The sequence below is a fragment of the Bradyrhizobium sp. th-b2 genome, from assembly GCF_000426785.1.
Classification (GTDB): domain Bacteria; phylum Pseudomonadota; class Alphaproteobacteria; order Rhizobiales; family Xanthobacteraceae; genus Bradyrhizobium; species Bradyrhizobium septentrionale.
In genome coordinates this window covers 477,120-490,258 of record NZ_AUGA01000002.1, presented here as the reverse complement: position 1 = coordinate 490,258, position 13,139 = coordinate 477,120, and the positions used below count along the sequence as shown (strand labels likewise).

8 protein-coding genes and 1 pseudogene are annotated in these 13,139 nt (G+C 60.9%); all 9 read right to left on the bottom strand.

The window, feature by feature from the left end:
• Nucleotides 1–130 precede the first annotated feature (130 nt).
• Nucleotides 131–463, bottom strand: coding sequence for a BA14K family protein (locus K359_RS0105090; protein ID WP_029078381.1), 333 nt, complete (start codon nt 461–463; stop codon nt 131–133).
• Between the two features lie 997 nt (nt 464–1,460).
• Nucleotides 1,461–3,662, bottom strand: coding sequence for a xanthine dehydrogenase family protein molybdopterin-binding subunit (locus tag K359_RS0105080; RefSeq protein WP_029078380.1), 2,202 nt, complete (start codon nt 3,660–3,662; stop codon nt 1,461–1,463).
• A gap of 12 nt (nt 3,663–3,674) precedes the next feature.
• On the bottom strand, nt 3,675–4,655 hold the full coding sequence (locus K359_RS0105075; RefSeq protein ID WP_029078379.1) for a xanthine dehydrogenase family protein subunit M: 981 nt from the start codon (nt 4,653–4,655) through the stop codon (nt 3,675–3,677).
• Complete coding sequence (locus K359_RS0105070; protein WP_035976062.1) at nt 4,652–5,326, bottom strand: 2Fe-2S iron-sulfur cluster-binding protein; 675 nt, start codon at nt 5,324–5,326, stop codon at nt 4,652–4,654. The genes K359_RS0105075 and K359_RS0105070 overlap by 4 nt, the downstream gene beginning before the upstream one ends.
• Nucleotides 5,327–5,840: 514 nt before the next feature.
• Complete coding sequence (locus tag K359_RS0105060) at nt 5,841–7,286, bottom strand: efflux transporter outer membrane subunit (protein WP_063618909.1); 1,446 nt, start codon at nt 7,284–7,286, stop codon at nt 5,841–5,843.
• 42 nt (nt 7,287–7,328) lie between these two features.
• The gene (locus K359_RS0105055; protein WP_084518266.1) at nt 7,329–8,549 is read right to left on the bottom strand and encodes an HlyD family secretion protein; all 1,221 of its coding nucleotides are present in this window, start codon (nt 8,547–8,549) and stop codon (nt 7,329–7,331) included.
• An 8-nt stretch (nt 8,550–8,557) separates the two neighbouring features.
• Nucleotides 8,558–10,108 (bottom strand): MFS transporter, encoded by a 1,551-nt coding sequence (locus K359_RS0105050; protein WP_029078375.1) that lies wholly within the window; start codon nt 10,106–10,108, stop codon nt 8,558–8,560.
• 1,692 nt (nt 10,109–11,800) lie between these two features.
• Nucleotides 11,801–12,136: a hypothetical protein gene (locus K359_RS0105040; RefSeq protein WP_156928362.1), complete on the bottom strand. Its 336-nt coding sequence runs from the start codon at nt 12,134–12,136 to the stop codon at nt 11,801–11,803.
• A 465-nt stretch (nt 12,137–12,601) separates the two neighbouring features.
• Nucleotides 12,602–13,011 (bottom strand): annotated as a pseudogene (locus K359_RS63130) (heme-binding protein).
• Nucleotides 13,012–13,139 lie beyond the last annotated feature (128 nt).

Below are 13,139 nucleotides of genomic sequence, written 5' to 3'. Positions count from 1 at the left end.
ATGGCTGTGATGCAGGATGAGATGTCGTGGTCGAAGGGGATGCACAGTTGCAGCGCCGGCAGACCCGCAGAACCCGATCAGAAGGCCCAAGGCCAAAACATATCTACGCATCGAACCAACTCCAGTAGCATCACTCACAGGCATGGCGATGGCCGTCGTAACCGAGGAAGGTGCCGGATGCGGGATCGTAGGAGCGATGGAGATGTGCGCAGGATGAAGCCATGGCGCGATCTGCAGCATAGGCGTTGTTCGCTCCGAAGACGGGAGCCGCGCCGCCGGGCAGTTCGAGGCCCATTCTGCCCGCAGGGGTCAGCGCGCCATCGTTTAGCACACTACGGTCCGGATATTGCGCGTCAAAGGCGGCCGGATGGCTGGTCGCCCAGGTGGGCAACTGCGCGCGCGCGGCGGTGACCGCAGTCATCGATAGCAGCGTCGTAGTAATCAGAAGTTTGAACGTCGTCATAGTCGTTCTCCGTGTTGTTGTGTGCGGAGAACTTGCGCCAGCGATCACTGCGGCTCTGTTGAGAACGTTTCCTTCGAGTACTTTATCGACCTCCGTTATATAGGTGGTGCATCCAAGGAATTTCGTGGAGTGAACATCACACTTGCGCGAACGGTGCAGGTGACGAAGTCTCCTGTATGAGATCAGCGTTCGACACGTGTGGCGGTCGTGATCGAATTGAGATCGGTAGGCCATTGCGTGTGCGATGGCGGAGGCGTCGTAAATTATTGTTTAGCCTCCCTGATGCCGAAGAGATGCCGGTCCGATACGTGCCTGAATAACATAGTTGACGTTGAGCCGAGTCCTTCTCCAGGTGTCCCCTTTGAGTATCGCCCGAATACGTTCGGATCATCGGCGCAATGGCCGTAAGCGACGATCTGCTTGAATGACGACCCTCTGCAGTTGCTTGAATTACGTGCGAACGGCGGCCTTTGACGAGCGATCAAGAAGCCACCGCGCGTGCTAGGCTGCCCGCCGATAAGAAAACAGGGCTTCCAAAATAGTGGGTCTAGCGATGTAAGGGACCCCCGACGGACCGGCAGGCGAACGTTGAAAGCGAAGTCGATCTGCCAATTGATAAGGATTGGCTGCAAATGGAGTCAGTTGGCAGACTGATAAGGAAATTGCTCAGTCCTCAAATGGATGGATCCGTTACTTTGGACGGTGTCCGATGAGGAGGGGACGTTTGAATGCCCCGCGCCGCAGGGCAATGGTTTCCGCTTGTACAAGCAGATCGCGCTCGACGCTGTTTTCCGCGGACTACCCGGCCAAAGGAGCGAGGACGAGGCCAACGTCGAGTCAATCGACGTCGCAGACTGAAACTTATGGTTGTGCGGATGCTTTTGTCACACGCGCCGATCGCGGACCGGATATCGTCCCGGTACAGCGATTTCGACGAGACTGTGGTTGAGGCCCGACGTCACTCGCTCAAGCGTCGCTAGATGTCCAACTGTCGCGGTCATGTGCGCACCGGGAGCCCGAAAAGCAGCTTGTCCAGCGTGATCGGATAATCCCGAATTCGGACGCCGCACGCGTTGTAGATCGCGTTGCCGATCGCGGCGCCAGCGCCGCAGATGCCGAGTTCACCGATGCCCTTGCTCTTGAGCGGGTTAGACTGGTTGTCCAGCTTGGTAAGAAAAATGGCGTCGATGGCCGGAATATCGGCGTGCACTGGCACCAGGTATTCAGCGAGATCCCGATTGACGAAATAGCCGAAGCGGGGATCCAGCGTGATGCCTTCGTGCAACGCGGCTCCGACGCCGAATACCATCCCGCCGATCGCCTGGGACTGCGCCGTCTTGGCGTTCAGCACACGGCCGGCGGTGAATACGCCGAACATGCGCCGCACTCTTGCCTCGCCGGTATCCATGTCGACGCCGACTTCGGCGAAATGCGCGCCATAGGATTGTTGCGAGAAATCCTTATTGTTACGGCCCGGCCGGATTTCGCCGTCGGCGTCCATCCCCGAGCCGACAAGGTCGGTCAGCTTTCTGGACTGTTCTCCGGATGAGATGCTGCCGTCGGCGAAGCGTGCTGCTGCCGGATCCATGCCGGCGGCTTGCGCCAGCTTTTGACGGAGCGAATTGCACGCCTCGAACAGAGCCGAGCCTGAGCTGCCAGCGCCCCACGACCCACCCGAACCCGCAGCCTGCGGAAAGTCGGTATCGCCGAGTTCGACCCGGACTTGACCCGTCGGCAGCCCGAGCATCTCGGCGGCGATTTGTGCCAGGATGGTATATGTCCCAGTGCCGATGTCGGTCATCGCCATTCGTACCGTGGCCGTACCGTCAGGATCCAACCGAACATTGGCTTTGGATAGCAGAAGCGGGTTTCCGCGTGTCGCCGCCGCCATCCCCATCCCCACCAGCCAACGCCCGTCGCGGATTTGGCCCGGCTTTGGATTGCGCTTGTCCCATCCAAATCGGCGCGCACCTTCCTGCATACAGGCAATCAAATGGCGGCTCGAAAACGGGATGTGCTTTTCCGGGTCTTCGCTCGGCTCGTTTTGAATGCGAAGTTCGATCGGGTCGAGGTCGAGTTTTTCGGCGAGTTCGTCCATAGCGCATTCCAGCGCCATCAGCCCGACGGACTCGCCCGGTGCCCGCATCGAGGACGCGACCGGCATATCCAGCGGCGCCAAACGATGTCGCGTTAGCCGATTGGGCCCGGCATACAAGGTGCGGGTTTGGAGGGCGGCGCCCTCATAGGTTTGCTCACTGGGCAGATTGCCGGAAAATACATCGTGGCCGATCGCTAGAATACGGCCATCGCGATCAGTGCCAAGGCGTACCCGCTGGATGGTAGCGGAGCGGTGCGTCGTGACGTGAAAGATCTGCTGACGCGTCAGTGCGACTTTCACCGGCCGCTTGAGCCGCCGCGCGGCGATTGCCGCCAGTATGGCGTCGGCATTGACCCAGAGTTTGCCGCCGAAGCCGCCGCCGATGAACGGGCTGACGAGGCGGATGTTCTCGACGGGAATCTTCAGGGTTCTCGCGATGACCTGCTGACCCTGGTTGAGCATCTGATTGGCGGTGTGCAGGGTGAGTTTGTCGCCATCCCACATCGCGAGTGTGGCATGGGGTTCCATCATCGCGTGGCTTTGCAACGGAGTGGTGTAGGTCACATCGAGTTGCACAGGAGCGCTGGCGAACGCCCCGGCGAAATCGCCTACGGCGCTGTCAGCCGGCTGACCATCGCTCGGCCGCGGAACGCGAGCTTCGCCGAGGTTGGTGCGGAGCGCATATTTGCCGACGGCTCGATCATATTTCACCTCGACGAGATAAGCGGCCGCTCGGGCCTCTTCGAAGCTCTCGGCGACCACGAAGGCGACGGGCTCACCGTAATGCCTCACGCCCGCCCCGGTGAGGACCGGGTGCGCTTCCCGGTGATTGCCGGTGCCCTGTACCGGCGCGTTCTGATAGGTAAGCACCAGCACGACACCCGGCGCCTTCTCCGCCGCGCGGACGTCGATCGACCGGATTGTTCCTTTCCCGATCGAGGCTTCGACCACGAAGCCATAGAGCACGTTATCCTGCTGCATCTCGTAGGCGTAATGGGCCCCGCCGCTAACTTTTGCCCGGCCGTCGACGCGGTCGAGCGGCTTGCCGACGACGCCCTGTGCATCGAGTGCATTGGTGCCGACAGGTGAATTCATTTCCATGCGCTGGTCTCCCTAGGCCTGCGTCATCTCTGCCAGCACGCTGTGCAGCGTACGCCGCGTCAGTGGTATCTTGAAATTGTTTCCGCCGAATCCCCGTGCGTCCTCGAGAACTGCGTTTGCCGCCGCATCGAAGGCGGCTGCTTTCGCCGGGGAATTGACCAGAGCTTGCTCCGCGCGCGACGATCGCCAGGGCTTTGGAGCGAGTCCGCCGAATGCGAGCCGAGCCGAGCGAACCGTTCCATGCACGCTGTCGACTATTGCGGCGACCGAAACCAGTGCGAAGGCGTAGGAGGCGCGATCTCGGACCTTGCGATAGACCTGCACACCGGGAGGCGGTGGGGGCAGCGTCACCGACGTAATGATTTCGCCTGGCTTGAGTGACGTCTCGATCTCCGGAGTCTTGCCGGGCAGGCGGTGGAGGTCCTCGATCGGAATGATTCTGGCGTGACCCTCGCTGTCGACCGTCTCGACCTTGGCATCGAGCGCCCGCATTGCAACCGCCATATCCGACGGATGGGTCGCGATGCAGTGCTCGCTGGTGCCCAGGATGGCGTGAATGCGGTTGAAACCCGCAAGCGCCGCACAGCCGGAGCCCGGGTTCCGCTTGTTGCAGGGTTTCGTGACGTCATAGAAATAATAGCAGCGAGTTCTCTGCAGTAAATTACCGCCGGTCGTGGCCTTGTTGCGCAACTGCGCGCTGGCACCGGCCAGCAGCGCGCGGCTAAGGACGCCATAACGATGCCGCACGCGCCGGTCGGCGGCAAGATCGCTATTGCGAACCAGCGTTCCGATGCGCAAGCCGCCATCGGCAGTATCTTCGATCTTGTCGAGCGACAGATCGTTGATGTCGAGCAGCTTTGAGGGCGTCTCGACCTGCAACTTCATCAGGTCGAGCAGATTGGTGCCGCCAGCGATGATCTTTGTGCCGGGCTTCGCGGCAGCGGCGGCGGCATGCTCCGCCGTGTCGGCGCGCTGATAGGTGAAGGCTTTCATGCCGGCATTCCCCCGGCTTGCTTGATGGCGGCCACGATGTTGGGGTATGCGGCGCAGCGGCAGATATTGCCGCTCATCCTCTCGCGAATTTCCGCATCGGTGAGCTCAACGGCCGCCTGCGCCAGATCCTCGGTTACATAGCTCGGCATGCCCAGCTGGCTTTCGGCCAGCATTCCGATGGCGGAGCAGATCTGGCCGGAGGTGCAGTAACCGCACTGAAACCCGTCATGCTCGACGAACGCAGCCTGAACGGGGTGTAGATCATCGCCCAGCGCCAGTCCCTCGACGGTGGTGATGGATTGCCCGTCATGCATCACGGCAAGCGTCAGGCAGGAATTGATGCGGCGCCCCTCGATCAGCACGGTGCACGCGCCGCATTGGCCGTGGTCGCAGCCTTTCTTCGAGCCGGTTAGCGCGAGATGTTCCCGCAAAGCGTCGAGCAAGGTCGTGCGGGTATCCAGCATCAGCGAATGGAGGTGGCCGTTGATCCGAAGCTGGACCTTCACAGCAGGAGGGGGCGGCTCGTCGCCAACGAACGGATCTGTTGCAAGGGCTGCACGCGGCAGCGTGCTCAAAAGCAGGGCAGTGGCTCCGGTCTCAATCACCGTACGGCGAGTAACTTCAGAAGTGGGCCGTTCATCCGGCACGGTGTAGGAGTCTTGTTCGTCCATATTGGCTCCTTGCTTGCCTAATCAGCAGGAAACTCAGGCTTACGGCCCGCAGTGTCCTGTTGTCTGAGAAAGGACATCGGGCTTACGACCAGATGTCCTTGAACGTTGATGGGGTGTCACCGTGCTGCGCGCACGACGGCCCATCGAAGCGGTTCAATTTCGAGGGTTGATCTCCGTATGCAGGTCCGCGCTCCCGGCTCAGCTTCGAACAGGAAGCCAGGATCGAACTTGGCCGGAAATGACGATGTGGATCGCAGAAGCTCTGATGGTCTCCTCGATCAATTGGACCTTCACCAGAGAGTTAGGCAGCCGCAAATCGGAGGCCGACTAAATTGGAGTTTATGGAGTTCACTTCCAGTTGAACCGGCATTCTCTTGGGAGCGACCATGCGGTGCTTGAATCGATCGCTCGTATCGAATCACCTGCAGCGCTTGATCGAGGCCGCGCAATGGCAAGAAACGGCAGCTTCGGCTCGTCGACGGCGTGCCGCGGCGAAGGCGGTGACGGTCGCGCTCTAGGGTGCTACGATATCCTGTCGGGACGTGCCGTATGCGGTATCGACAATCTCCCATCCTCCGCCAAGGGCTCGATAGAGATTGACGAGGCCCGTCGCGATCTGCGTGTTGCTGTCGGCCAGATCATTTTCGCTCTGCAGCAGCTGAGTTTGGGAGGAGAGCACATTCAGAAAGTCGATCGCCCCCTCCGAGTAACGCTGCCGCGCGGCTTGCAGGGCGGCCTGATTTTCAGTGACGGCGCGGGCGATGTCGGCGCGTCGGCGTTGCGCTTCGCGATAGGCCGTCAGCGCATCGTCGACGTCCTTCCAGGCCCGCAGAACCGTTTTCTGAAACAGGACAGCTGCCTCGCGCTGTTGCGATTCCCGCAGCGTCAATGTGCTCCGCAGCCGTCCGCCCTCGAAGATCGGGATAGAAATCGCTGGCCCCACGGCGAATGTGGTCGATGCCGGGGAAAATAGGTTGCCCAGGCGCAAGCTCTCGACGCCGGCTGCGCCGTTCAATGTGACGTCGGGGTAGAAGTTCGCCACCGCGACGCCAGTCTGCGCCGTGGCTTCATGAAGTCTCGCCTCGGCCTCGCGCACGTCCGGCCGGCGGCGGACCAGCGTTCCAGGCAGACCCACTGGCACCCTGCGCGGAACGCGCGGCGCTATCTGGGGACGGCGCAGCTCGGCCTCGAGCGCGCGGGGCGCGTCGCCGAGCAGGAGTCCGATGGCATTGATGAGTTCCGCCTCCTGGACGCGCAGTGGCGGCAGGGTCGCGGCGATCGTTGCTTGTTGAGCCCGGGCTTGAGCGATGTCGAGTGTTGTCGCCACACCGTTGCCGAAACGTGTGTTCACGAGCTGCACATTCTCTTCGGAGAGATGAAGATTGCGCTTCGCAATCGCAAGTCGGTTCTGCGTTCCGCGCAACAGCATGTAATTTTGCGCCAGTTCGGCGACCGCCGCGAGCGCGACGCCGTGCCGGTTCTCCACAGCCGCCAAAGTGTTGGCGTCGGCGGCTTCCACGGCCCGACGGACGCGACCGAACAGATCCAGCTGCCAGGAGGATGTCAGGCCATCTCGAAAATCCGCATAATCCAGCATGGCGCCGGGGGCAGGTACGAACAAGGAGACCGGGCCGTTCGGGCTTGCCCGGTTATAGGTCGATGATGACTGGCCTTCGATGTGCGGCAGTCCCTGAGAGGCTGCGACCTGGCGCTGCGTAACGCTCTGAACTACGCGTTCTGCCGCCGTCTGAAGGTCTAGGTTTTGGTCGACCAGCCTTTCAACGAGCGAAGTGAGCCGGGCGTCCCGAAAACTTTTCCACCAGGTCAGGTCGACCGCGCCCGCGACTGTCCGGCTCGGCACGCCTGCGTCGTCTGCCGTCGATCTCGTGGGTGATGCGCTAATCTCCTGGCTTTGGAAGTTCGGCCCAACGGTGCAGCCGGTTAGCCCGACGCCCAGCATCGGCGCGGAAAGGTACGCCACGATACGTAAGACACGCACCCGTCAATGCCCGATCAAGCGTTCGCTCGATCTGCGCTGTTCGTCCACGACATCCTCCAGTTCTGTGTGGATTGTGGTCTCGACCGACAAGCCAACGCGCAGGAGCTTAGCCAAAGGCTGCCCCGGCGTCACCACGATCTTGACCGGCAGCCGTTGCACGATCTTGGTAAAATTGCCGGTGGCGTTGTTTGGAGCGATCGGTGCGAAGACAGCGCCGGAGGCCGGTGGCACGCCATCCACCGTTCCTTTGAGGTCAATGTTATAGGCGTCCAGATGAATGGTTACCGGTTGGCCGCTGCGGACGTGCAGCAACGCCACTTCGCGATAGTTCGCTTCGATATAGACCTGGTTGAGCGGCACAACCGTCATCAAGGTTGTGCCGGGGCCCACATAGTTGCCGACCTGGGCGGAGCGCTCACCCACCATGCCGTCGATCGGTGCGCTGACGCGCGTATAGGACAGATTGAGCTTGGCTTGCTCGAGTTGGGCCAGGTCGGCCCTGACCGCGGCTTCCGCAGCTGATCTCTGGGCCTTGAGCACATCCAGTTGCCGGCGTGCCGCATCGAGCGAAGCCTCGGCGCTATCCAGCGTGGCCTGACTTTGTTGAAGGGCACTGTCGGCTCGCTGGTACTCCTGCGTCGAGCCGGCGCCCGTCGTGGCGAGGTTACCGTAGCGGCTCGCGTCGTCGTGTGCGAAAGCGAGCGCGGCGCGCGCCGACGCAACGGCGGCTTGTTGCTGTTCTATGATCGCCGGCTGACGTGACACGTTTGCGGAGATCTCGTCGAAAAGCGATTGGTCGCGTGCGACCGTCGCCTCCGCGGAAGCTAGGGCGGTCTCATTGTCTTGCGGATCGAGAGTTGCAAGCACCTGTCCCGCCTTGACGACCTCGTTGTCGTCGACCGGAACCGTGGCGACCTGGCCGGAGATGCGCGGCGCGATCGTGGCGTAGTGGACCATCACATAGGCATCATCGGTCCAGACGTCCGGGCGTGGCCGTAAAATGATGTACAGCACCACTATAGCGAAGGTCGCCACCACGAGCCCGACAATGACAAGTGGCCAACGCGGCAGCGGTGCGGGGCGGGCAACTTCCTGCTCCTTCGGGTCCTTCGACTCCACGACGTTCAGATGAGGTTGATCGTGGTCTTCGCGCGGCAGGGCTGGCCTTTCGTTCCGCGTCAGATCGGCGGGCCGCGTTTCCAGTTCGGCGATATCCTCTGCCATGCGGGTGCCTAGCGCTTGGTAAAGAGGACCCGCGGCGGGACCGTGCGGACCGGCAATGTCATCACCACGACCATCATGCAAACAGTCAGGGCTCCGAGGATCAGGAAAGTGTCGCTCCTCGATAAAATCGCGACCTGCTGCTCCACCGCATGGCCAAAGGCTCGCAGGCTGTTCGGCATGCGGGGGTGGCCGTCCGGCGTCAGTGGCGGCGGATACTGCGGGAGCACCTGGTTGCCCTGAATCACCCGCCAGCGGTCCTGGCCGGCTTGATCGATGATGCGGTTGAAATGCAATGCGCCGCGCCAACGATCGATCAACGCCAGGAGCCACACGCTCGTTGCCTCAGCGACGGCGCGCAATGTGTTGACCAGTGCGGCCGCGAAAGGACCTTCTGCCGGGTTGGTCACGCTGTTCGTGGTCATCATAAGCAGCGGCATGATGACCATCGGCTGACCGACCGCCTGGAACAGCTGCCATAGATAGAATTGATCCCGGTTCCAATAAACCGTGAGAAAGGACGAACCGATGCAAGATGCGAGGATCATGGCCAGTCCGATCAGGCTGACGACGCGCGGACCGACCCATTTGTAATCCAGCAGCAGCGCCATGCTCGGCAGCATCGCAAGCTGCACCGCCGCGATCTCCAGCGTGATCAGGTTGGATTGCACCGGTCTGTAACCCTGGACGTCCTGCAGGTATCGCAACGGCACGGACGAGCCGGATTGGCCGATAATCAGAAAGATGAATAGGCCAAGAGCGCCGTAGGCGATGTTGCGGCGTCCGAGCATCTGCAGCTTCAGGAACGGCAAAGGGTGGAACCATTCGTTGACCAGGAATAGTGGGATGGCGATGGCGCTCACCAGCGCCAGCACACAGATTAGGCTCGAGTTGAACCAGTCGAGCCGATCGCCCTGATACAGCAGGGTGCTCAGGGCGCCGGTGCCCGTCACGAGAAGCAGCGCACCGCGCCAGTTCAGCATACGCAACCGCTCGTATTTCGGCTGATCCTGATCCAGGCAGTACCAGACCAGCACGCCGGCAAGAGAGCAGAGCGGGATCGTCTGAAAGAACACGAAGCGCCAGCCGACCATATCAGTCCAGAACGCGGACAGCGTTGCGGCCAGCGCGGGCGTGAAGGTCGCGCTCAAGGCGTACACCGCCAGGCCGTAAAGCCGGATGTTCGGCGTCAGGACACGAAGCGCCGTTGTCATCAGCAGCGGGATGATCAATCCCCCCGCGAGCCCTTGCAACAGCCGCAAGGCATAGATCGCCTCGATGTTGGGGCTGAACGGAATCAACATGCTCGAGGTCCCGCACAAAGCGATCGCAAAGATCGTCCATCGTCTCAACGTGAAGGTCACTAGCAGCCAGGGCGAAAACGCCATGCCGACGATCTGGGCCGACACATAAAGGCTTTCGATCCATGTTTGGGAATCGTGGCTGATCCCAAGCGCGCCGCTAACGTCGCGGAGTGCGATGGCCGCCACTTGGTCGTTGAATTCTGAGGTCATGGCAGCGATCAGGACACCGCCGAGACCAAACAAGGGCTTGATATCCAAGGAGCTACTTCCGCTGAGCTTATGGTTGCAATGGGACCCTGCGGTTCATCCAGAATGTAGAAGGGGCCACAGAATGAGCGGCGAAACCACAGAAGGGACATAGGATTTGGGAACAGGAAATCCAATTCGCCTTCCGCAGATGTTCGATTCATAAACTTGAATTTAATGGTGGCAACACATCGGCCCCCCCATCTTCAGTGCATCACAGCTCGCAAGACACGAGCGCCCGGTGCTCGCCGGAAAAAAGCCGCGGCTGCGGGCACCTGCTTGCGGTGGTCGGAGCGCTGGAATTCACAGGAGCTTGGCATTGACCGGTTTGCATCAATTCAGCGTTTTCGCTGCAACACGAAACGAGGGTCTGCATCCGAAACTTCGGGCGTTGCTTGAGCGCGCGGCCGCCTCTCCGTTTTCGGAGGTTTCGATACGCCATGATGGTTCGATCCAGGCCGGGCCCAGTCCGGGTTCGGAAGACGTTTCATCACCAGTCGAGCTGGTGTTGTTTTCACGAGAGTTACTTCACCCCTGTGGTCGCCGTGGAGCGGCGATTGGCGGCCGCGCGCCGGCGGTTGACGCTGCCGGATAACCGGGCATCGAGATGGCGCATGCAATTGCCGACTTCGATTCCCTAATATGTCGGGAAAATGCGCTGTTCGTCGAATTATCTTTTTTTTGTCAATCGAAAAGGGCGGTGGCACGGCGGTTTTCGACCCCGATATCGTCTCCATAGCCGCAAAACTGCGATGGCCCTGTGGCCTCGCAACCCGCGTCCGCTCCTCCGAACGGCGGTCAGACTGCCGCCGTTCGGAAGCGTTCCCCCGACTCGAACTTCCGACAGATCGACGAGCGAAAGATGAAATTGAAGTCGATCTGCCAACTGATGAGGTTTGGTCGCAAACCTTATCAGTTCAGGACTCCGTAACGCTCGATCGGCAAACTAGCCGATCGTTCACGACCACTCGCTAGCAGTCGCGTGTTCGCGTCGATCTGACCGAACTGCTCAAAGCTGATGTTCGCCTCGAGTGATCTAGCGGACTCAGGGCAGGGCATTTCTGCTTGGGTGTTGTCTGCATGTCACGCGCGCGCATCAGCGGTTGCCGACGTAGCGGTTGATGACGCGGAATAGTGCGCAGAAGAGTTCTTGGTTCGTGGTGATCGAATCCAGGTTCCATGTCAAGAGACGATCATAACCGAGCTACGGGGGCTGTCGGGCGGGGCAATTCTATTGGCATTGCCAGAGCCCGCGCCCCATGACCACCAAAATTGCGGGAGGTAATTTGGGGCGCAGGATCATGGGCGCGAAGATGCGAGCCGAGACTACCCGCGGAAGGCCGACCGCGCGGAGGCACAGGAGTGGTCGATCCGCATGGAAGGTTACGGCGAGCCCGCGTCGCCGACGCGCGATGAAAAGCAGGGCCTAGTGCGGAAGTGGTCGGCTTTAAGGGCGAGCGCCATAAACCTTAGTATAGTTTCCGTGGCCCCTTTAGATGCCGGACGTTTACCTAGGTTCAATTGAGCCGCTGATCGCGATCATCTTAGCTAAGGTGTGCGGTAGCGCCCCGCTATCGCTGCCCTCCTTGGGCGTTTCCTCCCTAGACTTGGGCCGCTTGTGGCAACTCAGGCGGCCTATCTTTTTGTGTATGCCGTCACGTCCGCACCAATTCCGCGCTCGGGCCGCCTCAGTTGGTGCCTCTTTCATGATAGCCTTGGCCCACGCGGCGCGTGGCCTTCGCCGCGCGTCAAATGACCTTCGATGTTATCGGCGATCTCCTTGCAGACCGAAGCCAGCGCTAGCAGCTCGGCTTTAACGAGAGGATCGTCGGCCTGCTCGACAAGCTTCTTACACTTGGCCGTTTGATCACGCAGGTAATTAAGCCAATCATGTATGCCGAACACAGTACCGTTGGGCTTGGAGCGGTCACAATCCATGGCGGAGCTTTCAGAAGAACGCCGATGCGTGAAGGTGATGTAGCTTCGCAGGCTGCCGACAGTAAGGCCACTCTGTTGGCGGCCACTTTCGCGCGCGATCAACTTCGAAACAAGGCATTGTGACGTGACGAGACCGGGCAACCATGCAAACACAATCTAGGGCGCCCCAGTTGTCTCTACGCTCGGATCGGACGGCTTGGAGATCCACAGTGCTGTAGGTAAAACGCGTTGCTGAGGATCAGTGAAAGCGAAAGCGGCGAACGGCTGCCGCGTCACCGGAGCGGTGGCGCTGGCGTTCAAACCGCCGGACGTCCAGCAGGCGCAAGCTCATTTAGAGCGGCCGCTCGGTGTTGCGAGAGCGGATGGCCAAATCCTTCGAATTGAGGGCGGCCGAAGGCTTGGCCACACTTTCCCGGCGGAAAGGAAGCGCGCGGGGAGATCGGTTCCGCTGACATCAGTTCCTGGCCCATCGGGTCATTTCGCTGCCGTGCGGAATTTGATTGATACTGAAGCGCAATGGACTCTCGCGAGCTGTCAGCTCGGCGGCTTTATGGGTTCACGGTCAAGTTAGCTGACTTCTTCAACACAATCGGCGCGAAGCGCCGCCGCCGCGGTGTTCGCGATCCCGGTGTCCGCTTCGTTGCTCAAGCCGGCAACACCTACCGCGCCCACGACTTGGCCGTTTACGCGCATCGGAACGCCGCCGCGCAGAGCTGCGATGCCGGCAGTGACGAATGCCGTTCGCCTCGATTGATGTTGTCCTCGATCTCCTCCGTTGGCCGCTGCAGCCGCGCAGCCGTTCGCGCCTTCTCGATGGCGAGGTCTGCGCTTGCCGGGCGGACATTATCCATACGCTGGAAAGCAAGCAGATCGCCTGCGGGATCCACCACCGCGACCGCCGAGGGCGCATTCCGCTGCTCCGCGCCCTCCTTTGCTGCTCGCAGGACCTGCTGGGCTCCCGCTTGGTCAAGGGACATTGCGTTAATGGTCTGAGCCTCGACCGAGAAGCAGAAGACGGTCGTCAACACTCCAACGCTGATTCCAGGTTTCTTCATAGCGAGCCCATTTCGATTCGTTAAAGCTTAGGGGTGCGAGGATGCTATCG

Coding starts and splice junctions, on each gene's coding strand:
- K359_RS0105090 (WP_029078381.1), bottom strand. CDS start 463: ATGACGACGTTCAAACTTCTGATTACTACGACGCTGCTATCGATGACT.
- K359_RS0105070 (WP_035976062.1), bottom strand. CDS start 5,326: ATGGACGAACAAGACTCCTACACCGTGCCGGATGAACGGCCCACTTCT.
- K359_RS0105075 (WP_029078379.1), bottom strand. CDS start 4,655: ATGAAAGCCTTCACCTATCAGCGCGCCGACACGGCGGAGCATGCCGCC.
- K359_RS0105055 (WP_084518266.1), bottom strand. CDS start 8,549: ATGGCAGAGGATATCGCCGAACTGGAAACGCGGCCCGCCGATCTGACG.
- K359_RS0105080 (WP_029078380.1), bottom strand. CDS start 3,662: ATGGAAATGAATTCACCTGTCGGCACCAATGCACTCGATGCACAGGGC.
- K359_RS0105060 (WP_063618909.1), bottom strand. CDS start 7,286: ATGCTGGGCGTCGGGCTAACCGGCTGCACCGTTGGGCCGAACTTCCAA.